The sequence below is a fragment of the Sphingomonas ginsenosidimutans genome (genome assembly GCF_002374835.1).
GTDB lineage: Bacteria > Pseudomonadota > Alphaproteobacteria > Sphingomonadales > Sphingomonadaceae > Sphingomonas > Sphingomonas ginsenosidimutans.
This window is the reverse complement of the sequence record NZ_NWVD01000001.1, coordinates 648,618-671,391: the sequence shown is the minus strand read 5'-3', so window position 1 is coordinate 671,391 and position 22,774 is coordinate 648,618. Positions and strand designations below refer to the sequence as shown.

General features: G+C 68.8%; 19 protein-coding genes and 1 tRNA gene. 3 read left to right on the top strand and 17 right to left on the bottom strand.

The window, feature by feature from the left end:
- Nucleotides 1-30: 30 nt before the first annotated feature.
- Nucleotides 31-2,139 carry a TonB-dependent siderophore receptor gene (locus COA17_RS03050; RefSeq protein WP_096610093.1) on the bottom strand — a complete coding sequence of 703 codons (2,109 nt, stop codon included), beginning with the start codon at nt 2,137-2,139 and terminating at the stop codon, nt 31-33.
- A 233-nt stretch (nt 2,140-2,372) separates the two neighbouring features.
- Between COA17_RS03050 and COA17_RS03045 the strand changes: the two genes are divergently transcribed.
- Together COA17_RS03045 and COA17_RS03040 are read left to right on the top strand one after the other, a co-directional pair.
- Nucleotides 2,373-4,943: a TonB-dependent siderophore receptor gene (locus COA17_RS03045; RefSeq protein ID WP_082741101.1), complete on the top strand. Its 2,571-nt coding sequence runs from the start codon at nt 2,373-2,375 to the stop codon at nt 4,941-4,943.
- A gap of 80 nt (nt 4,944-5,023) precedes the next feature.
- The gene (locus COA17_RS03040) at nt 5,024-7,075 is read left to right on the top strand and encodes a hypothetical protein (protein ID WP_096610091.1); all 2,052 of its coding nucleotides are present in this window, start codon (nt 5,024-5,026) and stop codon (nt 7,073-7,075) included.
- Nucleotides 7,076-7,103: 28 nt separating this feature from the next.
- Here the strand turns inward: COA17_RS03040 and COA17_RS03035 are convergent, their stop codons facing one another.
- The 16 genes from COA17_RS03035 to COA17_RS02960 form a co-directional block, all read right to left on the bottom strand.
- Complete coding sequence (locus COA17_RS03035) at nt 7,104-7,775, bottom strand: DUF6445 family protein (protein ID WP_176484778.1); 672 nt, start codon at nt 7,773-7,775, stop codon at nt 7,104-7,106.
- Nucleotides 7,772-9,277 carry a tryptophan halogenase family protein gene (locus COA17_RS03030; RefSeq protein ID WP_066491663.1) on the bottom strand — a complete coding sequence of 502 codons (1,506 nt, stop codon included), beginning with the start codon at nt 9,275-9,277 and terminating at the stop codon, nt 7,772-7,774. The genes COA17_RS03035 and COA17_RS03030 overlap by 4 nt, the downstream gene beginning before the upstream one ends.
- An 80-nt stretch (nt 9,278-9,357) precedes the next feature.
- A complete protein-coding gene (locus tag COA17_RS03025; protein WP_096610089.1) occupies nt 9,358-10,119 on the bottom strand; it encodes a tyrosine-protein phosphatase in 762 nt (253 codons plus the stop codon).
- Nucleotides 10,120-10,222: 103 nt separating this feature from the next.
- Entirely contained in the window at nt 10,223-11,260 is a 1,038-nt protein-coding gene (locus tag COA17_RS03020; RefSeq protein ID WP_096610087.1) for an alcohol dehydrogenase catalytic domain-containing protein, read from the bottom strand.
- A 14-nt stretch (nt 11,261-11,274) separates the two neighbouring features.
- Entirely contained in the window at nt 11,275-12,018 is a 744-nt protein-coding gene (locus tag COA17_RS03015; protein ID WP_245857371.1) for an SDR family NAD(P)-dependent oxidoreductase, read from the bottom strand.
- A 4-nt stretch (nt 12,019-12,022) separates the two neighbouring features.
- On the bottom strand, nt 12,023-13,321 hold the full coding sequence (locus COA17_RS03010) for an acyl-CoA dehydrogenase family protein (protein ID WP_096610083.1): 1,299 nt from the start codon (nt 13,319-13,321) through the stop codon (nt 12,023-12,025).
- A 69-nt stretch (nt 13,322-13,390) separates the two neighbouring features.
- The gene (locus tag COA17_RS03005; protein WP_096610081.1) at nt 13,391-14,050 is read right to left on the bottom strand and encodes a TetR/AcrR family transcriptional regulator; all 660 of its coding nucleotides are present in this window, start codon (nt 14,048-14,050) and stop codon (nt 13,391-13,393) included.
- Between the two features lie 46 nt (nt 14,051-14,096).
- A complete protein-coding gene (locus COA17_RS03000; RefSeq protein WP_217990984.1) occupies nt 14,097-15,644 on the bottom strand; it encodes an acyl-CoA synthetase in 1,548 nt (515 codons plus the stop codon).
- Complete coding sequence (locus tag COA17_RS02995; protein WP_141397014.1) at nt 15,641-16,159, bottom strand: hypothetical protein; 519 nt, start codon at nt 16,157-16,159, stop codon at nt 15,641-15,643. Before COA17_RS02995 ends, COA17_RS03000 begins: the two co-directional genes overlap by 4 nt.
- The gene (locus COA17_RS02990; protein WP_245857369.1) at nt 16,150-17,238 is read right to left on the bottom strand and encodes a zinc-binding dehydrogenase; all 1,089 of its coding nucleotides are present in this window, start codon (nt 17,236-17,238) and stop codon (nt 16,150-16,152) included. The genes COA17_RS02995 and COA17_RS02990 overlap by 10 nt, the downstream gene beginning before the upstream one ends.
- Nucleotides 17,235-17,768 carry a cupin domain-containing protein gene (locus COA17_RS02985; protein WP_096610077.1) on the bottom strand — a complete coding sequence of 178 codons (534 nt, stop codon included), beginning with the start codon at nt 17,766-17,768 and terminating at the stop codon, nt 17,235-17,237. The genes COA17_RS02990 and COA17_RS02985 overlap by 4 nt, the downstream gene beginning before the upstream one ends.
- A gap of 11 nt (nt 17,769-17,779) precedes the next feature.
- Nucleotides 17,780-18,580, bottom strand: coding sequence for a meso-2,3-butanediol dehydrogenase (budC, locus tag COA17_RS02980; RefSeq protein WP_217990983.1), 801 nt, complete (start codon nt 18,578-18,580; stop codon nt 17,780-17,782).
- Nucleotides 18,577-18,807 (bottom strand): hypothetical protein, encoded by a 231-nt coding sequence (locus tag COA17_RS02975; protein ID WP_096610075.1) that lies wholly within the window; start codon nt 18,805-18,807, stop codon nt 18,577-18,579. The genes budC and COA17_RS02975 overlap by 4 nt, the downstream gene beginning before the upstream one ends.
- Before the next feature lies 1 nt (nt 18,808).
- Nucleotides 18,809-21,148 carry a TonB-dependent receptor gene (locus tag COA17_RS02970; protein ID WP_096610073.1) on the bottom strand — a complete coding sequence of 780 codons (2,340 nt, stop codon included), beginning with the start codon at nt 21,146-21,148 and terminating at the stop codon, nt 18,809-18,811.
- A gap of 92 nt (nt 21,149-21,240) precedes the next feature.
- Nucleotides 21,241-21,891 carry a TetR/AcrR family transcriptional regulator gene (locus COA17_RS02965; RefSeq protein WP_096610071.1) on the bottom strand — a complete coding sequence of 217 codons (651 nt, stop codon included), beginning with the start codon at nt 21,889-21,891 and terminating at the stop codon, nt 21,241-21,243.
- A 208-nt stretch (nt 21,892-22,099) separates the two neighbouring features.
- Nucleotides 22,100-22,189: transfer RNA gene (locus COA17_RS02960), tRNA-Ser, on the bottom strand.
- Between the two features lie 126 nt (nt 22,190-22,315).
- Here COA17_RS02960 and hspQ point away from each other — a divergent pair.
- A complete protein-coding gene (gene hspQ / locus COA17_RS02955; protein WP_066491688.1) occupies nt 22,316-22,693 on the top strand; it encodes a heat shock protein HspQ in 378 nt (125 codons plus the stop codon).
- The last annotated feature ends 81 nt before the right edge of the window (nt 22,694-22,774 follow it).

Sequence of the window (22,774 nt, the reverse complement as noted above, 5' to 3'; positions counted from 1 at the left end):
TCCAGCGTGGCGCGGTTCGACCGGCCGCCGTTACAGGCGATAGCCGAGCGACAGCATCACGTTGCGCGGCGCCGATACGAAACAGTCGCCGCGGGCAAGGCACGTCGCATAGCCGCGATTGTCGAACAGGTTGGTGGCGTTAAGCCGCAACCGCCAGCTGTCGCGCTCCATCTCGACCAGCGCATCGACCATCGTGCGCGCCGGGGTGACGAGCGTCCAGAAGGGATTGCCCGACGATTGCTGCCCCAGATAGCGCACGCCCGCCCCCAGCCGCAGCGTGGCCCAGTCGCCGGGGATCGTCTTCGTCGCCCACGCCGATGCGGTGTGGCGCGAAAGATAGCCGATCTCGCCGGTATCGCCGGTCACGTCGTTGAAGCCATAGGCCAGCGACAGGTCGTAATTGCCCGGCAGCGTGCGCGTCGCCTCCAGCTCGAACCCCTTGGTGACCAGTTCCCCCGCCTGGATCTGACCCATCGGGTTGGCGGGATCGGCCACCGGGCGGTTGCGCTCCTTGATGCGGAAGCCGGTGAGCGTGACCAGCGTCGCGCGATCAGGCTGCCACTTCACGCCGCCTTCGAACTGATGGCCGGTCTGCGGGCGGAAGGGGTCGCCCGCGGTGGTGCGGCCGGCGATCGGCTGGAAGCTTTCGGTATAACTGAAGAACGGCGACACGCCCGCCCCCACCTCGCCGATGATGCCGGCGCGATAGGTGGTGGCGCTGTCGGTCGTGCGCGTGGTCGTGCCGCTATTGATGTCCAGGCTGGTTCCCCGCACCCGGTCGCGCCGCGCGCCCAGCACCACCGAGACGCGGTCCCACATCCTGATCTGGTCCTGCACGTACAGGCCGAGCTGCTTCTGCGTGTCGCCGGTGAACGGGGCGACCAACTTCGGCTCGACGATCGACGCATAATCGATGTCGTACAGGTCGATGACCTGCGAATAATCGTAATTGTCGCTCTTGCGCACCTGGTTCCAGCTGTAGTCGACGCCGGCCAGCAGCACATGCTCCACCGCCGCGCCGGTGTGGAAGCGCCACTGAACGTTGTTGTCGGTGGAAAAGACATTGAGCCGCGCGACCGACGACCCGGCGATCAGCGGGATCAGGCGCCCGTTGCTGCCCGCCACATACGGATCGGTCGGATTGCCGTAGCTGTTCGTGTAGTGCGTGAAATAATCGAGGTCGCTGTCGATGTAGCGCGCCTTCAGGCTGATCTTCAGGTCGTCGGTGAAGCGGTGGGTGACCATCCCCGACCCTTGCAGCAGCCGCCCGTCGTAACGGTCGTATCCCGGCTTGCCGACGAACAGGTAACGCGGCAGCGGCGGGTTGTCGCGATTGGGGCGCAGCGTCCCGATGACGGGCAGGAAGTTTGAGGTCGAGCCCGTCTTGTCGTCCTGGTACAGGCCCAGCAGCGTCACGTCGGTGCTCGCCCCCGGCCGCCAGGTGATCGACGGCGCGATCATCACGCGGTCGTCGGGTACGTGATCGACATAGGTATCGGCATCGCGCACCCGCGCGACGATCCGCGCGGCGAGCGTGTCGCCCAGCCGGCCGTTCAGATCGGCCAGCACTTCCTTGCGATCGTAGCTGCCATAGACGAGGTTGACGTCGGCACTGTTGGTGAACAGCGGCGTCTTCGACACCAGGTTGACGATGCCCCCGATCGAACCCTGCCCGAACAGCACGGACGCAGGGCCGCGCACCACCTCCACGCGGGAGAAGTTATAGGGGTCGGACGCGATGCTGGCGTAGAAGCTGAAGATGTCGCGCATGCCGTCGCGGAACTGCAGCGCATCGACCCCGCGGACGGTGAAGGTGTCGACGCGGGTATCCCGCCCATAGGCATCGGCGTTGACGCCGGCGGCATAGCGGACGGTGTCGGCAATGTTGATCGCCCCCTGCGCCAGATAGACGTCTTCGGGGATGACGGTCAGCGGCTGCGGCACCTCGATCAGCGGCGTGTCGGTCTTGCTACCGGCCGACGTCCGGTCGACGCGCCCCTCGATCAGGATATCGTGCTGCGCTTCTGCTGCCACTTCGTCGCCCGCCCGCACGCCACCGCCCTCCGGGCCCGCAGCCGCCCGGACGGGCGATGCGCTCAGCGCGATGAACGCCGTGCCGGCGAGAATGATGGGCTTCATGGTGCGGTCCCCCAGTTGATGACGGAGCGCGCTTAATGATGATGATAAGGATTCGCAATAGCGATCGAGGCGACCGGTGTGCCCCCCTCCGCCACTGGCCTGTAGCACGGCGGCCACACCCCGGCGTTATCCGCACATCACGCCCCATCACCCCGTTGCGATCGTATTCGACCTTGGTTTAACGCGCGTCCGTTCGGCCCAATGGGGCGTGTAAAAAGTCAAAGGGGAGACTTATGGCGATTGTAACCGGTTTCAGCGCGCGTGCGCTCCTGTTGGCCGGGGCGACGCTGATGCCCGCCGTCGCGATGGCGCAGACCGCCGGCGGCGATGCGCAGGCCGCGCCCACCGCGCAGACCGATGATCTCCAGGACATCGTGGTCACCGGGCAGACCACCCGCGACCGCCCGCTCATCACCTCCTCGGCCGACATCACCTACGCCACTCGCGAGGATATCGATCGCCGCGCGCCGCGCTCCACCGCGGACATGCTGGAGCTGGTGCCCGGCATCTTCGTCGAGGCGACCGCCGGTGAGGCGTCGAACAATTACTCGGTGCGCGGCCTCCAGGGCGGCGGGCAGCGCTTCGTGCAGCTCGAAGAGGACGGCATGCCGATCCTCTACGGCGGCGGCGGCGCGGACTTCTTCTTCCAGCAGGATCTGACGATCGACCGGCTGGAAGCGGTGAAGGGCGGCTCGTCGGGCGTGCTGACCGTCAACGGCGCGGGCGCGACGATCAACTTCATCTCCAAGCGCCCGAACTTCAACGAATTCGAGGGCGCGGTGCGCCTGACGGGCATGAACTACGGCCTGAAGCGCGCAGACTTCTACTATTCGGCGCCGCTTGCCGAGAACCTGGCCTTCAACTTCGGCGGCTATGTGCAGAGCAGCCCGGGCGTGCGCCGCAATCCGTTCGACTATGCCGGCTATCGCATCAAGGGATCGCTGGAATATCGCCTGCCGGGTGGCGGATCGATCCGCCTGTCGGGGCGCCGCGGCGATATCGAAACCGCCTATTACGCCTCCGCGCCGTACCGCTTCGAGAATGGCGAGCCGGCCAGCATCCCCGGCTTCGACATCCAGCGCGACAATATCGGCGGCGACGCCTTCAGTTCGATCCGCGTGCCGGTGTCGACCTATGTCGATGCCAGCGGCTACCGCCCGTTCCGCTACCGCGACGGCATCCGCTCGCTCTATAATCAGGCGCGGCTCGACGTCGACGTGCCGGTGTCCGACACGCTCGACCTGTTCGCCCGCGCGCGCTACATCGACTATACCTATGATTTCAACGGCCTGTTCCCCGGCTCGGGCACGGGCAATGCGGGTCTGGCGAGCGCGGTCAACTATCTGACGCCCGGCGCCAATTCGCCGATCAACGATCTGCTGACCCGCGGGCAGGCGGCATTCCCGACCGCGGCGCGCTTCGGCATCCGCAACATCCGCACCGGGGAAGTCATCGGATCGAACCAGACCGGCGCGCTCAACGCGCTGAACGGCAACGGCTTCCTGCAGCGCACGACGCTCAACCACGATCGCATCGACGGGCGTGACCTGGGCATCAACGCCGGTGCCACCTGGGCGTTCGAGGCGGGTTCGATCAAGAACTCGCTGACCGTCGGCGGCATGTACTACAACGTCAAGCGCCGCCAGAACCAGTCGGCGACCGCCAGCGTCGTCAATGACGTGCGCAACAATTCCGACGTCTATGACATCGTCGCGCTGAACGGCGCCAACGGCGTCATCGGGTCGCTGACCGACAGCGGCTTGGTGTCTTATGGCGACTGGGGCAACGGCATCCGCGAGCGCAACGACGAAGCCGTGTCGCTCTACGCCAACGACGAAATCGCGCTGGGCGATCACCTGCGCATCGACGGCGGCATCCGCTGGGAACAGGACAGCGCGGTCGCGCTCGACGGTCGCAACGCCGCCGCCGCCGATCCCTCGCGCCGCATCGTGGCGGCGAACGGCGGGTTCGAACAGCTGGTGCCCGTCGGCCAGGGCGGCGTGCTGACCACGGTCGGCGCGACGTTCGCCGGCCAGTATGACGTTCGCCGTCGCAAGCAGGACAAGATCGCCTGGACGGTGGGTGCGAACTATCTGATCACCCCCAACCTGTCGATCTACGGCCGCTATGCCGACGGCTTCCAGACCAACAACGTCGACCCGATCACCACCATCAAGCTGTATGAAGCGGGCGTGCGCTATCAGTATGCGCGCATCTTCAGCGGATCGGTGACCGTGTTCCGCACCAACTTCGACGATCAGAACTACAATTTCGCCAACCCGAGCAACCCGTCGCAGCAGCAGAACATCAACGCCGACCTGCGTACCAAGGGTGTCGAGATCGACGTGATGGTGCGGCCGGTGACGTTCTTCTCGGTCGATTTCCAGGGCGTGTTCCAGGATCCGAAGCTGGTCAATCTGCAGATCGACGGCGCGAACCAGGCCGGCTTCGAGGGCAACCGTCCCGAGCGGACGCCCGCCCAGCTGTGGACCGTCACGCCGTCGTTCTCGCTCCCCAACGGGCTGGGCGAGGTCTACGGCCGGTACAAGTTCATCGGGAAGATCTTCGCCGATGCCGGCAACGGCGTGGCGCTGCCCAGCTATGGCGTGACCAGCGTCGGCGTGAACCTGAACCTGACGCCGCAGCTGCAGCTGAGCCTGAATGCGGAGAATATCTTCGACGTCGTCGGCCTGACCGAGGGCAATCCGCGCCAGGGACAGACGCAGGCGATCACCGACGGCTATTTCTACGCCCGCGGCATCGTCGGCCCCACCTATGGCGGGTCGCTGACCTTCCGCTTCTGATCCGGGCGGTTAGAACGATCATGGGGGGCGTCGTGACCGGCAGCGGTCGCGGCGCCCCCGTTTGTTGACGGGAGAAGGCGATGAAGCACGTGGCACGCATGATGCTGGGCGCGGCACTGGTGACGGCGGCAGGGATGGCGACGGCGCAGCGCGAGGCACCCGCACCGGATCTGGCGTATGAACTGACCGAGGGCCAGAACATCAACGCCTTCGTGCGGGAGGGACCGGTCGCGGCACATCTGCTGCTGCGCAATGGCGTCGACCCGCGCATCCTCGTCGCCTTCCCCGCCGGCAACAGCGGGGCGGGCCAGTGGTTCGCGCGGCTTGATCGCCCGGCAACGTGGCGCCTGGAACAGGCGCCGCGTCCGCTGACCATGGCGGAGCCGAACGGCACGGCGGGGCGCCGGCTGCACGGCGTGGTCGCGGTGGCCAGCATCGACGCGCCGCGGCTTGAGCTGCACAAGACGGTGCTCTCGTCGATCCGCTTCCTGCGCGACTATCAGGCGATCGGCCGCCTGCCGAACGAGGTGGAGGCGACCCCGTCCATCGCCGGCAACGTCGTGACCGGCTATCGCCGCCGGCTGGACGGCGCGCCGGGCTATTACCTGAAGCTGGAGGTGCTGGGCGGTCGCGTGGACGGCACCACGATCCTGCCGGGCGCGGACGGCCGCATCCGCCTGCGCATCACCGCCGCCACCGGGGAGACGCCGCTGACCGGGCTGACGGCGGGCGCGTTGCTGACCGCGCGCGCCGCCGACGATCCTGCGGCGCGCGATGCGCTGCGCTTTCTCAGCTATCGCGAGAAGTTCCTGGCCGGATCGTGGCGGTTCCAGACCTATTTCGGGCGCGACACGCTGATGTCGGTACGCATGCTGATGCCCGTGCTGCAACCCGGCGCGGTGGAGGCGGGGCTGGGATCGGTCCTTGCCCGGCTCGATGCGCGCGGCGACGTCGCGCACGAGGAGGGGATCGGCGAATTCGCGGTGGTCGACCGCCGCGCGCATGGCGGCAGCGGCGACGCCGCGGTGCTCGATTACGCGATGGTCGACGACGATTACATGCTCGCGCCGGTCGCCGCCACCTACCTGCTCGATCACGCGGACCGTGCCGCGGCGCGTCGCTTCCTTGCGCGGGCGATGACCAGCGAGGGCGTGCCCGGCACGGTCGAGCCGGCGGGGAAGGCGCTGGTGCGCAACCTGCGCTTTGTGGTCGCGACCGCCGAACCCTTCGCCCGCGCCCCGGCGGTCGAGCGGCTGGTGGCGCTCAAGCCCGGCCGCCTGACCGGCCAGTGGCGCGACAGCGAGGAGGGGCTGGGCCGCGGGCGATATGCCTATGACGTCAACGCCGTGTTCGTCCCCGCCGCGCTCGACGCCGCGGTGCGGATGCTGCGCGCGGGGCTGCTCGACGCCTATCTGACGCCGCAAGACCGCGCGGCGCTGGGCAAGGCCGGGGCGATGGCCGCGACTTGGCGCCAGCGCGCCCCGGCGCTGTTCCGCGTGGATATTCCGGCAGCGGAGGCGAGCGCGCGGGTGCGTGACTATGCCCGGTCGCTGGGGATTCCCGCCCAGCCCGCGCTGGCGTCGCTCGGCGATGCGCCGCTCACCTTCCATGCGCTGTCGCTCGACGCGGGCGGCAAGGCGGTGCCGATCGTCAATTCCGACGAGGGGTTCGCGCTGATGTTCTCGAACCCCTCGCCGGCGGAACTGGACACCTATGTCACCGCGGCGATGCGCCCGTTCCCGGCGGGGCTGATGACCGATATCGGGATGCTGGTCGCCAATGCGGCGCAGGCGGATGCGACCGCGCAGGGCCGTTTCACCTCGGCGGCCTATCACGGTGCGGTCGTGTGGTCGTGGCAGCAGGCGCTGTTCGCGGCCGGGCTGGAACGCCAGCTGGCCCGCCGCGACCTGCCCGCCTCGACCCGTGCGATCCTGACGCGCGCGCAGGCGACGCTGTGGCGCGCGATCCAGGCGACGCGCGCGACGCAAAGCTCGGAATTGTGGTCCTGGGCCTATGAGGGCGGCCGGTACAAGGTCGTCGCCTTCGGCGCGGGCAAGCAGGACGTCGACGAATCGAATGCCGCGCAATTGTGGAGCACCGTCTATCTCGCGGTGCAGCCGCCGAAGAAATAGGCGCGCGCCGCGGCCAGGCGGGACGGCGTCACTCCAGCATCAGGAACGCCGTCACCGTCAGCCGCCCGCGCGCCGGATCGTCGCCCAGCGCCGCCCCGGGCGCGATCGCGCCGCTGTGGAGCAGCGAACTGCGATAGATCACCGCGCGGTTCGGCTGCGCCGCGACCAGGGCGGTCCGCTCGAACAGCGGCGTCGAATCCGCGATATAGGCCGGCGGCGGATCGCCGTCGCGACGCAGCTCATCGTTCAGCGCGGCCAGATACCCCGCCGCGCGCGCCGTATCGATCGTCTCGAAGCCGGTCGCGCGATGCCGGAAGAACGCGGTCCCGTCCCCCTCCCCCAGATAATGGACCAGCGCGATGCGGCGCGGGTCGGTGGCATCGATATGCGGCAGCCGTTGTGTCACGCTCAGCTGCGCCGGCGGCGTCGTCACGATCGAAAAGCTCGCATCGAGCAGCGACACGCCGCCGCGATGCCCGAACACGCCCGCCAGCACCGCGGTCAGCGCCGGGCGCACCGCCACGAAATAATCGGGCGGCAACGCCGCGCGGACGCCTGGATAATGATGCCGCCCCGGCGCGAAGCGCGCGGACAGCGCGGCCGTGCGCAGCGCCGCCGGATCGGGGTGGAACCCGTCCACGATCGCGATCGGCTGCCGCTCCGCGCCGATCCGCCGCGCGACCATGTCGGGCGTCGTCACGGTGCGCCGATCAGCTGCGCCAGCGCATCGTCGTGCATCGGCAGCGTCGGCGCGGCGCGCGCGATCACCTGCGCGATCTGCTCCACCTGCGCGCGGTTGGTATCGGCATCGAGCGCATCGGCGAGCGGATTGTAACCGCTGGCGGTCACGCCCTGCCCGTCGAGCACCGCCAGCCAGCTGGCTTCGCGGAACAGCTCGTCGCTGTCGAGGATCAGCCGCCCCGAACGGCGATATTGCGCCACGCGCGCGACCAGCGTGTCGGGCAGCGTCATGGTGCGGCAATGCTGCCACAGCGGCGCGTCCCGTCCGCTGGTGGCGTGATAATGGAGGATCAGAAAATCCTTGATCCCGTCCATGTCGCGGCCGAACAGCCCGTTGAACCGGTCCGCCAGCGCGGGATCCATGTCGCGGTCGGGAAACAGCGTCAGCAGCTTGGTGATGCCGCTCTGGATCAGATGGATGCTGGTCGATTCCAGCGGCTCTAGGAACCCCGACGACAGCCCGATCGCCACCACGTTCCCGCGCCACGGCCGCCGCCGTGTCCCGGCCGTGAAGCGCAAGGTGCGCGGCGCCGCCAGCGGCTCGCCGTCAAGGTTGGCGAGCAGCGTCGCGGTCGCTTCGTCCTCGCTCAGATGCGCGCTGGCATAGACATAGCCGTTGCCGGTGCGGTGTTGCAGCGGGATGCGCCATTGCCACCCCGCCGCACGCGCGGTCGAGCGCGTGTAGGGCGTGGTCGCGGCGACCCGCGCACAGGGCACCGCCACCGCCCGGTCGCACGGCAGCCAATGCGACCAGTCCTCCAGCGCCTCGCCCATCGCGCCGTCGATCAACAGCGCGCGGAACCCCGAGCAATCCACGAACAGCTCGCCTTCCAGCGTCTCCCCGCGCTCGGTGACCAGGGCGGTGACATGCCCGCTGTCGCCGTCGCGCACGATGTCGCGCAAGCGCCCCTCGACACGGACCACGCCGCCCGCCTCCGCCAGCCGGCGCAGGTAGCGGGCGTACAGCCCGGCGTCGAAATGATAGGCATAGCCCAACGTCGACAGGATCGAGCGCGCATCGCCGACCGGCCTGGCAAAGCGCCCGTCCCCCGCCAGCCGCGCCGCCAGCGACAGCGCCGACAGCGGCAGCGCGCTCCCCTCCGCCCGCGCCTTCAGCCAGCGGTGGTGAAAGGCCACCCCCGGCAGCGGCGCGCCATATTGACCGAACGGGTGGAAGTAACGGTGGCCCGGCCGCGTCCAGTCGACGAACTCGATCCCCAGCTTGAACGTCGCCTTGGTCTCGCGCAGGAATTCGGCCTCGTCCAGGCCGATCAGATCGTTGAACCAGTGGATCGTCGGGATCGTCGCCTCACCGACCCCCACCGTCCCGATCTCGTCCGATTCGAGCAAGGTGATCGCCACCGTGGGCCCGAAACTGCGCGACAGTGCCGCCGCGGTCATCCACCCGGCGGTTCCTCCACCCAGAATCACGATGCGCGAGATACGTCGGTCGGTGCTCATCCGCGCGTCTTACGGCGTTCCGCGCCGCCCGGCGATACCATCCCCCCCGTCGACGTCGACGTCGACGCGGCCCCGGCGGCCTATCCCTCCAGCAATATCGCGCGCATCCGGGCAAGGTCGGCATCGTCCACGCCGAGTTCCTCCACGCGATAGCGGTCGAACGACCCGCACCGTTCGTCGATGGCGGCGAAGGCGGCGCCAAGATATTGCGGCACGACCGTCATCATCGCGGCGACCACCCGCGACGATACGTCCACGCCGCGCGCGAAGCCGGTGTCGCCCAGCAGCCGCGCGGTATCCAGCGCGGTCGCGGTGGCCAGGAAATCGCGCTCGATCAGGTCCGGCGCCACGCCCAGCGCGCGCAGCACCAGCGCGGCGCCCACCCCGGTGCGATCCTTGCCCGCCGAACAATTGACGACCAGCGGCACCCGTCCGTCCACCAACCGCCGGAACATCGCGCGATACATCGCCCGGTGCTTGAACGGCAGTTCGCGATAGAGCGCGATCATCGCGTCCCTGCCCTCCTCCTCGCTCGAATCAGGGCGATCGAGCAGTGCGCGGAGCGTGGTGGTCGGCTCGGTATCGTCATCGACCAAGAGGTCGCACGTATCGTCGAACCAGCGTGTCGGGCGCTCGTCGCGCTCGGCGCGGGTCCGCAGGTCGCAGATCGTGACGATGCCCAAAGCGCGCAACCGCTCCTCATCGTCCGCGGTCAGATGCGACATCACGCCGGACCGGAACAGCCCCCCGCGCACGACGCGACGGCCATCGACCGTCGGATAGCCGCCGAAATCGCGAAAATTGTGGCCGCCGGCCAGCGGAACCAGTCGGTCGTCGTGCATCTCGATCCTCTCGCGCGCCGTTGCGGCGAATCGCCGGTGCTATAGCGCCGGCGCGGCGGTGCCGGCACGTCGCATCTCGCCGGACGATGATGACGATATGAGGTCAGGGGACCAGGATCATCTTCAACGTGCCCTCCTCGCGCGCGTCGAACCTGGCATAGGCCTGCGCGCCTTGCGACAGCGGCAGCACGTCGGTGACGAAGCGTTCGGGGTGCAGCCGGCCCTGCTGGATCAACGGGACCAGCTCGCCGAACTGGCGGGCCACCGGGCACATGCCGCTGCGCAGCGTCAGTCCGTTGACGAACACGCGCGCCATCGGGAATTCCATGCGCCGGTTCATGTTGACGCCGATGATCGATACGCTCGCCTGCTTGCCGGCAAGGCGCACCGCCAGCGCGATCGTCTTTTCCAGTCCCACCGCCTCGACCACGCTGTCGGCCATGCGGCCGTCGGTGGCGTCGCGGATCACGTCCGCGGCATCCTCCGGGCCCAGCGCGATCGCACCCAGCGAGGCGGCGACCGCGCGCCGCTCGGCCACCAGATCGATCGCGAAGACCGTCGCGGCCCCCAGGACGAACGCCGCCTCCACCGCCATCAGTCCGATCGACCCCAGGCCGACGATCGCCACGGTGCCGCCGGGCGCGATATCGGCATTGCGACACCCGAACCATGCGGTGGGCAGATTGTCGGTCAGCATGATCGCCTGGTCGGGGGTGATCCCCTCCGGCATCGGCACCGCGTTGAAATCGCCGGCGGGCACGCGCATCCCCTCGGCCTGGCACCCCTGCAGCCGGCTGCTCAGGCCGTAGCAATATTCGACGTCGTTGCTGCATTTGAGCACGTTGCCCGCCAGGCAATGGACGCACGCGCCGCACCCGACCGAGGCGGGGATCAGCACGCGGTCGCCGGCTTTCAGCCGCGTCACCGCGCGACCGGTCTCCACCACCTCGCCGATCGCCTCGTGCCCGATGCAGAAACCGGCATCATCGCGCAGCTTGTCGCCGTGATAGATGTGCAGGTCGCTGCCGCAGATGCCGCAGCGGTCGATCTTCACGACGATGTCGCGCGCATCCTCGATCCGCGGATCGGGCATGTCGCCGTAGCGGACGTCACGCGGGGCGACATATTGCAGGGCCTTCATGGTGCGTCCTTCCGTCAATATTGCGAGCGACAGGTGCCACCGTCGCAGCGGATCGTCGTCGCGGTGACGAAGCTGGAGGCGGCGCTGGCAAGGTACAGCGCGGTGCCGACGATCTCCTCCGGGCGGCCGGGGCGGCCCAGTGCGTTGCGCGCCGTTTCGCGATCGACGTCGGCCCATGCCTTCGAAATGTCGGTCAGGAACGGTCCCGCGGCGATCGCATTGACGCGTACCCGCGGCGCATATTCGTGCGCCAGCGACGACGTCAGCGCCAGCAGCGCCGCCTTCGCCCCGGCATAGGGCACCACCTTGGGCGACGGTTCCAGCGCGGCGGTGGACGAGGTGAAGATGATCGAACCACCGTCGCCCTGCGCCATGCGGTGCGCCACCGCCGACGCCAGCCGGAACGGCCCCTTGAAGTTGAGCGAGACGACCGAATCGAACAGCTTCTCGCTGATCTCGTGCGAGGACACGGCGGGCGACATGCCGGCGTTGGCGACCAGCACGTCGATCCGCCCGAATGCGGCATAGGCCGCGTCGATCAGCCGGTCGACCTCGTCCCAGCGCCCGGCATGGGCCGCGATCGCCAGCGCGCGGCGCCCCTTGTCGCCGATCTCGGATGCGACCGCCTCGCACGCGTCGATGTTGCGGCTGGAGATGATGACGTCGGCACCTGCATCGGCGAAGGCCAGCGCCATCTCGCGCCCCAGCCCGCGCGACCCGCCGGTGATCAGCGCGACCTTGCCCGTAAGGTCGAACATCGGGTCAGCCATCGGCCTGCACCAGTTCGTCGATCGTGCGCATATCGTATCGGGCGCGCGCCGCCGCTTCCTGCCGCGGCAGGTGATAGGCGGGGAACAGCTCGTCGGTGGCGGAATAGGCCTTCAGCGTCTCACGCGCGACGGTGACCTTGTGGACCTCGGTCGGTCCGTCGGCCAGGCCCAGCATGAACGAGGTCGCGACCTGCGCCATGAACGGCATTTCGTGGGTCAGCCCCAGCGAACCGTGCAGGTGCAGCGCGCGCGCGGCGACGTCGTGCAGCAGCTTGGGCATCGCCGCCTTCACCGCGGCGATATCGCGTCGGACGCGGCGATAGTCGTTGTGCTTGTCGATCAGCCAGGCGGTGCGCAGCACCAGCAGGCGGAACTGCTCGATCTCGATCCAGCTGTCGGCGATCTTCTCCTGCACCATCTGCTTCTCGGCGAGCAGTTCGCCCTTGGTCACGCGGCTCAGGACGCGCTCGGCCATCATGTCGAACGCCTTGCGCGCCTCGCCGATGGTCCGCATCGCGTGGTGGATGCGCCCGCCGCCCAGCCGCGTCTGCGCGATCGCGAACGCCTGCCCGCGCTCTCCCAACAGGTTCCCGGCGGGCACGCGCACGTCGTGGTAACGGATATAGGCATGCGCGTGGACGCTTTCGCCGTACCAACCCACGTCGCGGACGATCTCCACCCCCGGCGTGGCGGTGGGGACGATGATCATCGACATGCGCTGATGCGGGGGCGCGTCCGGTTCGGTCACCGCCATCACGATCAGGAAATCGGCGAACCGCGCGTTGGAGGAGAACCATTTCTCGCCGCTGATGACCCATTCGTCGCCGTCCAGCGTCGCGCTGGTCGTGAAGATCAGCGGATCGGCCCCGCCCTGCGGCTCGGTCATCGAGAAGCAGGAGACGATCTCGTTCTCGAGCAGCGGCGCCATCCAGCGGGCCTTCTGCGCCGGCGTGCCGAAATGCGCGAGGATCTCCGCATTGCCGGTATCGGGCGCCTGCGTTCCGAAGACGACCGGACCGAAGCGCGAGCGGCCGAGGATTTCGTTCAGCAGTCCCAGCTTGACCTGGCCGAACCCCTGCCCGCCCAGTTCCGGCCCCAGGTGACACGCCCACAACCCTTCGCGCCGGACGATCGCCTGCAGCGGCCGGACGAGGCGCACGAAGTCGGGATCGTGGACGTTCCACTGGCTGCCGAGCACGTGGTCGAGCGGCTCCACCTCCTCGCGGACGAACCGCGCGACCCAGTCGAGCCGTTCCTGAAATGCCGGATCGGTTTCGAAATCCCAGCCCATCCGCGGTCCTCTCCCTGCGATGTCTCCTGGCAGCGGACCGTAGCGTCGGGCATTCTTAAAGCAACCGCTTTATCCGTTCGGGTCGCGCTGTCGCAGGATGGTGGCGGTCGTCGTGAAGATGCCCTGCGTGACATCGGCGCGTCCCCAGAACGGATGCGCATCGCCGCGCACCGCGTCGCAGGCGGCCTCGCGCGCGGTGAAGATCGCCTGCAGCGACAGCGTGGCGAAGACGATGCGGCGATCGATCTCCGCCGGCGGCACGTCGCCCAGCAGCCGGCGGACATGCTGCGTCGCGCGCTGGTAGCCGACGGCATGGCGGTCGACGATCGTGCTTTCGAACAGCTCGCGACGCTCGCCCATGATGTTGCTGATGAAGCGATGATAGGTTTCGAAATCCTCGGGATCGCTGCGCAGGTCCAGGCTGGGCTGAACCAGCGCGCGGACCACGTCGTCCAGCGTCACCGCGCCGGCCGCCTCCGCCGCGTCCAGCATCATGCAGCGATGCGCGTCGATCGCCTGCGCGCCATCGACCAGCAATTCGCGCAGCAGGTCGTCCTTGGTGCCGAAATGATAATGGACCGCGGCGGTGTTCCGCTGGCCAGCCGCGACCGCGACTTCGCGCAGGCCGACCGCGCTGACGCCGCGGGTGGCGAACATGCGGCGCGCCACACGCTTCAGTTGCGTGCGCGTCGCGGCGGCCCGCTGCACCTTCGATCCCGATGTCGCCATCGCCGCGCCTTAGCGGTCCCGCGCGACGAAGGGAAACGGCGCGCGCTCATGCCCCGTTGCGCGCGTGTTCCCGCAACTGCGCCTTCAGGATCTTGCCCGCCGACGACAGTGGCAGCTGCGTGCGAAACTCGATGCTGCGCGGACATTTGTAGCGGGCGATCCGATCGCGACAATGTTCGATCAGGTCGTCGGCCGTCGCCGGCGCGCGCAGCACGACGATCGCGTGCACCGTCTCTCCCCAGCGATCGTCGGGGCGCCCCACCACCGCGCATTGCGCGACCGCGGGATGATGCGACAGCGCGCTTTCCACCTCGATCGAAAAGACGTTCTCGCCGCCGGTCAGGATCATGTCCTTCAGCCGGTCGACGACATGCACATAGCCGTCGGCGTCCATCCAGCCGACATCGCCGGTGTGCATCCAGCCGCCCCGCAGCGCCGCGGCGGTCTCGTCGGGGCGATTCCAGTAACCGCGCATCACCGCGTCGCCGCGCACGACGATCTCGCCATGCGTGCCGGCCGGCACCTCGCGGTCGTCGGCGTCGACGATCCGCATCTCGATCGCCATCACCGCCCGGCCGTTCGAGCGGACATGCGCGGCGTGCCGGTGGTCCGACGGCTGCAACAGCGCGACCGACCCCGACGTCTCCGTCATCCCGTAACCCTGCACGAAGCCGACGCGCGGCATCGCTGCGATGGCGCGGTCCATCAGGGCCGGCGCGATCGGCGCCGCGCCGTAATAGACCCGCTCGACACAGGAAAGATCGTGCTGCCCGAATGCGGGATGATCCAGCAGCGCTTGCAGCATCGTCGGCACCAGGAACAGGTCGCTGACGCGATGTTCCGCGATCGCGGCGATCACCGCGCCGGCGTCGAACGCCGGCAGGAAGACGTGCCGCGCGCGGTTGAGCAAGCTGGCGAGCAATCCCGACAGCGCGCCGACGTGGAACAGCGGCGCGGTGTGGAGCATGCACGCCCCCGGCGCGCTCTCCCCCGAGCCGGCAAGGCACATCGCATAGGTAAGCAGCGCGCGATGCGACAGCATCACGCCCTTCGATGCGCCGGTCGTCCCGCCGGTGTAGAGCAGCGCGGCCAGATCGTCGCCATGGCGCAATCGCTCGTCCGCTTCCGCCGCCGCCGCGACCAGGCGGTCGAGATCGTCGAACCCCTCCGCCACCGCTCCCGATACGATGACCGGCGGCAACTGCGGCATCGCGTCCCGGATCGCGGGCAGCAGCGGCAGGAAGCCGTGATCGATCACCAGCACGCGCGGCGCGCTGTCGGCCAGGGCGTGCGCGATCTCCGCGGCGGACCAGCGCGTGTTGATCGGGACCAGCACGCCCCCGGCCCAGGCCGTGCCGAACAGCAGGTCGACAAACACGTCGCCGTTCGGCGCCAGCAACGCCACGCGGTCGCCCGGTTCGACGCCGCGGCCGGCCAGCACGGTCGCCACGCGCCGCACCCGGCCCACCACCTCGTGCCAGCGGCGCACGCGCGTGCCGTCGATCGTCGCGATGCGATCCGCGCCCTCGCGCAGCGCGCGATGCAGCGGCTGGGTCAGGTGCAGCCCGACCGACCCTGTCGTAGGCGCGGTCATGCGCCCGCCCCGCGGCGCATCGCGACGATCCGGCGGCCGGCCAGCACCACGCCGCCGAAATAGACGGTCGCGACGACGATCGTCAGCAGCACGCGGTCGAACCGCTCATGCTGCTGCAGCAACGGGGCCGCCAGGACCGTCACGTACAGCATATAGGCGCGGTTGATGACGAGCGGCAGCCAGCCGAGCAGCTGGCAGAAGATCGCGGCGACGATGACGGCCAGCGCGGGGATGGCCCCGACCGCCCCTGCCGCGACGACGCCGGCCTGCAGCAGCCACGCGGTCGCTGTCCCCGCGAGCGCGCCGACGCACAGCGCCGGCAACGCCTTGTCGTCCAGCATGTCGATATTCCCGAAATACCACAATATCAGGAACCCCGCGTACAGCGGCGCCAGGCCCAGCGCGGCGCCCAGCACCAGGAAACCGGCGATCAGCACGACCACGCCCAGTGTGATCCCCGCCGCCAGTGCGATGGTCAGCGGCGGCGCGGGCGCCGCCCCGGCCGTCACTGCCATGGCCGCACCACCACCTTCACGTCGTCGTCCGGGGTCGCCAGCCGCCGGAACGCGGCCGGCGCCTCATCCAGCGCGACCGCGCCGGTCAGGAACGCATCGGCATCGATCTCCCCCTCCGCCAGCGCCGCCAGCGTCTCCGCGAACTCGTCCGGCGAATAGGCGAAGACGAAGCTGAAGCGCAGCTGCTTGTTGATGGCGATCACCGGCAGGATCCGGTCGTCCTCCTGACAGGCGCCGACCACCACGACATGCGCGGTCGGCGGCGCATTCTCGATCAGCGACTGCAACATGCCCGGCACGCCGACGCATTCGAAGATGATCGCATCCCGCAGGCTGCGCCCGGCCAGTTGCGCCGGCCCCAGCGATGCCAGCGTCGCGGGAACGTCATGGCGTTCCCATTCGCCGTGCGGCGACGTCGTTGCGGGATCGACGACGATGTCCGCCCCCAGGCGTTCGGCACGGGCGCGCCGCGCGGGGGAAAAATCGCACGCGATCACCGGTCCGACCCCGCGGCGCTTCAGCGCGACGATCACCGCCAGTCCGATCGGCCCGCACCCGACGACCAGCGCCACGGACCGCGGCGTCGGCGCCGCGACCGCCACCGCATGGGTGCCCACCGACAGCGGCTCGGTCAGCGCGGCGGCGTCGGACGACAATCCGTTGGCGACCGGCAACAACAGCGCCTCGGTCAGCACCACGCGCTCCGCGAAGGCGCCGCGGTAGCGGGTGGAAAAGCCGATCAGCTCCGGCCCCAGCGGACCGAAGGCGAACGGCGTGGAAACGACGCGCGTGCCGGGCTTCAGCCGCCGGTCGCTGCCCGGACCGTGATCGAGGATCTCGGCACAGAATTCATGCCCCATCACCAGATCGCAGGTCGGGTCGATCGTGTCCGCGGCGCCGGACCGAAGGCCGATCGCGACGCCATGTTCCAGATGATCGACCGCGTGAAGGTCCGATCCGCAGATGCCGCACGCCAGCACCCGCGCCACCACCTGCCCGCCGCCCGGCACGGCATCGGGAACGTCGGCGACCTGAAGCGTGGGGCCGCGCCGCACCAGCGCGCGCATCGTCGCGCTCATCGTGCCGCGGCCAGCTCGTGCGGCGGGCGCTGCGCGGCCCATTTGGGGCGTTCGGCTTCCAGCGCGGCGACGGTCTTGTCCCAGAAGGCCGCCGTCTTGCCCAGGAAGCGGATGTCGAACGTGTCGGCGGTGCGGAATTCCAGCACCTCGACCCCGTCCGGTCCCGGTTTGTAATTGTACGGCACGTCGCGCCCCACGAAGAAGCCGTCACCCGCGCCCAGTTCCTCCGTGCCCAGCCGCAGCGATCCCGCGATGATGTAATAGAGGCAATCGGCGTTGTGGCTGTGCAGCGGCAGCGGGAAGCCGCTCTTGAACCAGGCATAGGTCAGGCTCATCCCCGGCATCGCGAACAGCAGCTTGACGACATTGCCCTCCGACGCGCCGGCCGCCTCGGCGCGGGTGATCCCGTCGATGATGATGTCGGTCAGTCCCGACGTCTCCATGCACGACGTCTCGCTGTAATCGGGCGCTTCGGCTGCGCGATAGACCTGGAAACGGGGGGTGTCGCTGGTTTCGGATGGGACTGTCATGATCGCTCTCCTCACACGTTCTGGGATGCCGCCGCTTCCATGCGGGCGCGCAGATCGGGCTGGCCGGTATGGGCCGTCAGCCCGCCGTCGACCGGGATCGCCGCGCCGGTCACCGCGCTCGCGTCGTCGCTGGCCAGGAATGCGGCAACCGCCGCGATCTCCTCGGGCCGCGCGAACCGGCCGGCGGGGACGACCTGCTCCCACTCGGCGCGCAGGCCGGGGATCGCATCGACCCCGCTGGTCAGGATCGGCGTGTCGACCGGGCCGGGGCAGACGGCATTGGCGCGGATGTTGTCGCGCGCATGGTCGATGGCCAGGCTGCGCGTATAGTTGATGACGCCCGCCTTGGCGGCATTGTAGGCGGTGAAGCCATAGTCGGCATGCAACCCGCTGGCCGAGGCGGTGTTGACGATCGCGCCGCCGCCGCGCGCCTTCAGGTGCGGGATGACCGCGCGGCAGCCGTAGAACACCGCATCCAGATTGACCGCGACGACCCGCCGCCATTGCTCGATCGCCAGATCGGGGGTCAGCCCGTAGCAGCCGATCCCGGCGTTGTTGTACAGGATGTCGATCCCGCCAAACGCCGCCGCGGTGTCCGCCGCCAGCGTCTCCATCGCTGCCGGATCGGCGACGTCCACGGGGCGGAATGCGGCGCGCTCCCCCAGTTCGGCGGCCAGTGCCTGCCCGCGCCCGACGTCAAGATCGGCGACCATCACCGCCCCACCCTCGGCGTGCACCCGCCGCGCGAACGCCGCTCCGATCCCCGACGCCCCGCCGGTCACGATCGCCACCTTGCCGCCGAAGCGCATCATCTCTCTCCCGCCGGTAGGGTTCTCAGCCAGGCCAGAAGGTGCCGGGTCACCTCCGCGGCCCACGTCCAGTGGCCGCATCCGCCGAACAGGATCGCATCGGACAGATGGGGCACGATCGCGCGCATCGCCACGATCATGTCCAGTCCCGGAACCACCGGCTGGCCGTCACCTTCGACCGTAGCGCCCAGCCTGATGCCGTTCGCGGCGTTGAGGCGGGTCGCCGTCACGTCAGTACCGCCAGCCCAGCGTCACGCCATAGGTCGCCGGTCGCCCGGCCATCCGCCACGCCGTGTCGCCCTGGAACGTCGTGTTCCAGTAATATTTGTCGAAGACGTTGCGCCCCCACAACTGGGCACGCAGCTTCCCGTCCTCGGTTTCCACCCCGGCGCGCAGATCGACGAGCGTGCGCGCGTTGATCGACAGGATCGCCGGATCGCCGAAGGTGGAATTGGTGGCGCTGTTGTAATTGGCATTGGCGCCGACGGTGGCCTTCCACCGCTCGGTCAGCGGCCATTGATATTGCACGTCGCCCATCACCTGCCATTCCGGCGTGAACGGGAACGGCGATCCGGCATAGCTGCCGAAGGCCCCCGTGCCGTTGTAGCCGGTGAATTCGATGATCCGGCTCTTCACCCACGTACCCGACAGGTTGGCGGTCAGCCCGGTGCCGCGCGGGGTCCACACGATCGCCGCCTCGGCGCCGTACAGCTCCGATGTCGGGATGTTGACCAGCTTTTCGAGCAGCCCGAAGATCGGGTCGAGGATCCGCCCGCGAACCTGCTTGTTGCGATAATCATAGTAGAAGCCCGCGCCGTTCAGCTGCAACGTGCGCTCGGCGAGCGGCAGCTTGAACCCCGCCTCATAGGCGAGCAGCGATTCCTGCGTCGCCGGCAGGAAACCGGTGAAGGACGATGCCGGCACCGTCGGGAAACCGCCCGCCTTCCACCCCTTGGAGATATTGGCGTAGACGATCGCGCGGCTGTCGAACGTATAGGTCAGCCCCCCGCGCCACGACACATTGTCCTGCGACAGGCGATCGGTGACCAGCCCGGGCTGGAACGTCGGGCTGAACGTCAGGCACCCGCCCGCCGGGATCGGCACCAGCGGCGGCGCGCCGGTGAACACCTGCGTCAGGACGTTGAACGACAGATATGTCGTCCCGTCGGCGTCGTAGCCGCAGCCCCGGAAATCGCGGATATTGCGCGTATAGCGCACGCCGCCCTGCGCGGTCAGCCGCGACGTCACGTCATATTCGAGGTTCGCGTAACCGGCATAGCTCTTGACCGCCTGTTCGGTGAACACGCCCGATCGCGTCAGGATCGGCAGACCGGGGATGATGACGTTGCTGCTGAGATCGTCGGTGCGCAGGATCTGGCTTTCGCGCGCGCGATCGCGTTCGTAATTGGCGCCCAGGATCCAGCGGGCGGGGCCGGTCGTGCCCGTCAGCCGCAGTTCCTGATAGAAGCTGCGCACCCGGCCGGGGGTATAGCTGTCGAGCTGGCGAAACTGCGTACCGTCCAGGTCCTGGTACGAATTGGTGGTGAAGTGCAGCCATGACGAGATCGAGGTCAGCTTGACCGAATCCGTCAGGTCCCAGTCGGCGCGCAGCGATCCCTGATAGAAATGGTCGTCCCGGCGCATCGGCCAGTCCGCGCTCCAGTTCGCGGCGCGGGCATTGGCCGGTGCCGGCGGCACCGCCAGCACGCGGGCATAGGCGTTGCCGGGATTGTACGGCGTATGGCCGATCAGCTGCGGCGCCTGCACGTCCGACGTGTCGGACCAGGCGTTCAGATTGGCGGTCACGGTCAGCGCACTGTCCGGCCGCCAGACGAAGATCGCCCGCCCGCTCACACGGTCCGCGCGCCCCAGCGTGTCATCGCGGGTATAGTTGCGCTGCCAGGTGCCGCCCTGCTCGGTCTTCATGCTGATCCGCGCGCCCAGCGTATCGGTGATCGGGCCGCTGACGAAACCGGAGGCGTCGAACGCGCCGAAGCGCCCCAGGCTGGCGTCGGCGCCGGCGGCGAACTGCTCGCCGGGCTTGGCGGAGATATAGTTGATCGCGCCGCCCGTGGCATTCTGGCCGTACAGGGTGCCCTGCGGCCCCTTCAGCACCTCGACGCGCGCGATGTCGAGGCTCGCCCCCTCGGTCAGGATCGCGAACGGCAGCGGCACTTCGTCGACATAGACGCTGACGGCGGGCGAGGCGGACAGCGTCGATTCATAGAAGCCGACGCCGCGCAGCGTGTAGACCGGGGTGGCCACCTGGCTTTGCGTGAAGGTCAGGCCGGGCACCAGCTTGACCAGATCGGCGGTGCTGGAAATCCCCTGCGCGGCCAGCTGGTCGCCGCCGATCGCGGTGATCGACATCGGCACCGAGTTGACCGATTGGGCACGCCGTTGCGCCGTGACGATGATGTCGCCGGTCCCCGGAGCGGCGTCGGCCGGCGCGTCGGCGGCCGACGCCGGCACGGCGACGCCGCTGCCCTCGACCGTCTGCGCCATCACCGGTGCCGCCGCCAGCGCCCACCAGGCCGCACCTGCGCACAACACCGCCTTCGAATATGCCATCGGCTGATCCTCTCCTGATCGGCCGGCGCATTCATGGTGCCCGGCTCGCGACCGGTAGAGCACCAATACTTTTTCTAGTCAATATAGACCAATCATGTCTGACTAATTTTCGAATGCACCTCGCAGTAGCGCCGATGGCTCAGCTTCATCTCCTCGATCGCGGCGTTGATGACGTGCCGGTTGCTGCCCAGCCGATGCTCGATGATGAGGCCGCGCGCGCTCGATACGAGCAGCCATCCGTGCGCGACCATCGCCTCCGGCTCCGCCAGCCCGCCCGCAGTCGCCAGCGCCCGCAGTTCCTCCGCGATCTCCGCCTCCACCTGCGCGGCAACCGGCTGGATCGCGGCAAGTAGCTCCGTATCCCAGCGCGCGGCGTTGAGGATATCGGTGAGCGCCAGGCCTTCCGGCGTCGAATGCGTGTCCCAGACGATTTGCGCGTAACCGGCCAGTCGCTCGAACGGATCGTCGATGGCGTTGGCGCGCTCCCGTGCTGCGTCCATGACCGCACGCATCGTCCGCTGCGCCGTGGCGATCGCCAGGTCGAGGCGGGTCGGGAACTGGTGCAGCACCGATCCGCGCGACAGCCCCGCCTTGGCCATCACGCTCTCGATCGTCATCGCGGCAAAGCCCGATTCGACGATCCGCTCCACCGTCGCCGCCAGGATACGCTCGCGCGTGGCGGCGCCCTTGTCCGTCAGTCGGCGCGTCGGGCGCTTGATATAGGCGGGGTCGCTGTTCTGCATGGGCCGATCTGACCCGTTACGCCGCGCAATTCAATCGCCGGGTTCGGCCGGGCGAACGCCGGAGGAAGCGATACGCACCGCGCCGATGACGGCAGCGACGCCCCTGCACCCGCCGGGCGGATGTGTCCGGTTCTGCAGCAGGTGCCGCCGCGCGAATCCGCGCTTCCGTGGCCTTTCGGGCATGACAGCAGCGTATCGGGAAACGGAATGGCGGAGAGGGTGGGATTCGAACCCACGGTACCCGTGAGGGCACAACGGTTTTCGAGACCGTCCCAATCGACCACTCTGGCACCTCTCCGCGGAGGGACGCCGGGGCCGTGGAAACGGCGGCCGGCGGCGATCGAGCGGCGCCCCTAGCGCGGTCGGGCGCGGGACGCAAGCGGGTCGACGTTGTGCGCTGCGATTTCCGCATTAGATAGGGGGCATGATCCGTACGCATCTGTCGCCCCCTGCCATCGCTCTGCCCGAGGCGCCCGCGGTGGCGCATGCCCGCTTCTCGATCGGCGACGTCGTCCGCCATCGCATGCTCGACTTCCGCGGCGTGGTGTTCGACGTCGACCCCGTCTTCGCCAACAGCGAGGAATGGTATCAGTCGATCCCGGAGGGGCTGCGCCCGCGCAAGGACCAGCCGTTCTATCACCTGCTCGCCGAGAACATGGAATCGACCTATGTCGCCTATGTCAGCCAGCAGAACCTGGTGCATGACGACAGCGACGAACCGGTCGATCACCCCGCGATCGCCGGGCTGTTCGATCGGCGCGCCGACGGCGGCTACGGCCTGAAACCGCTGCACCGCCACTGACCGGCGCGCAGCGGCGCCGCGGTGGCGGGATAGCGGTTGACACGAATCGCCCCATCCCTTAGCAGCCGCGCTTCTCCCGTG

Bases quoted from the DNA above. Each gene is read 5' to 3' on its own strand.
- COA17_RS03050 (WP_096610093.1), bottom strand. From the start codon at position 2,139: ATGAAGCCCATCATTCTCGCCGGCACGGCGTTCATCGCGCTGAGCGCA.
- COA17_RS03045 (WP_082741101.1), top strand. From the start codon at position 2,373: ATGGCGATTGTAACCGGTTTCAGCGCGCGTGCGCTCCTGTTGGCCGGG.
- COA17_RS03040 (WP_096610091.1), top strand. From the start codon at position 5,024: ATGAAGCACGTGGCACGCATGATGCTGGGCGCGGCACTGGTGACGGCG.
- COA17_RS03030 (WP_066491663.1), bottom strand. From the start codon at position 9,277: ATGAGCACCGACCGACGTATCTCGCGCATCGTGATTCTGGGTGGAGGA.
- COA17_RS03025 (WP_096610089.1), bottom strand. From the start codon at position 10,119: ATGCACGACGACCGACTGGTTCCGCTGGCCGGCGGCCACAATTTTCGC.
- COA17_RS03020 (WP_096610087.1), bottom strand. From the start codon at position 11,260: ATGAAGGCCCTGCAATATGTCGCCCCGCGTGACGTCCGCTACGGCGAC.
- COA17_RS03015 (WP_245857371.1), bottom strand. From the start codon at position 12,018: ATGTTCGACCTTACGGGCAAGGTCGCGCTGATCACCGGCGGGTCGCGC.
- COA17_RS03010 (WP_096610083.1), bottom strand. From the start codon at position 13,321: ATGGGCTGGGATTTCGAAACCGATCCGGCATTTCAGGAACGGCTCGAC.
- COA17_RS03005 (WP_096610081.1), bottom strand. From the start codon at position 14,050: ATGGCGACATCGGGATCGAAGGTGCAGCGGGCCGCCGCGACGCGCACG.
- COA17_RS03000 (WP_217990984.1), bottom strand. From the start codon at position 15,644: ATGACCGCGCCTACGACAGGGTCGGTCGGGCTGCACCTGACCCAGCCG.
- COA17_RS02995 (WP_141397014.1), bottom strand. From the start codon at position 16,159: ATGGCAGTGACGGCCGGGGCGGCGCCCGCGCCGCCGCTGACCATCGCA.
- COA17_RS02990 (WP_245857369.1), bottom strand. From the start codon at position 17,238: ATGAGCGCGACGATGCGCGCGCTGGTGCGGCGCGGCCCCACGCTTCAG.
- COA17_RS02985 (WP_096610077.1), bottom strand. From the start codon at position 17,768: ATGACAGTCCCATCCGAAACCAGCGACACCCCCCGTTTCCAGGTCTAT.
- budC (WP_217990983.1), bottom strand. From the start codon at position 18,580: ATGATGCGCTTCGGCGGCAAGGTGGCGATCGTGACCGGCGGGGCGTCG.
- COA17_RS02970 (WP_096610073.1), bottom strand. From the start codon at position 21,148: ATGGCATATTCGAAGGCGGTGTTGTGCGCAGGTGCGGCCTGGTGGGCG.
- COA17_RS02965 (WP_096610071.1), bottom strand. From the start codon at position 21,891: ATGCAGAACAGCGACCCCGCCTATATCAAGCGCCCGACGCGCCGACTG.
- hspQ (WP_066491688.1), top strand. From the start codon at position 22,316: ATGATCCGTACGCATCTGTCGCCCCCTGCCATCGCTCTGCCCGAGGCG.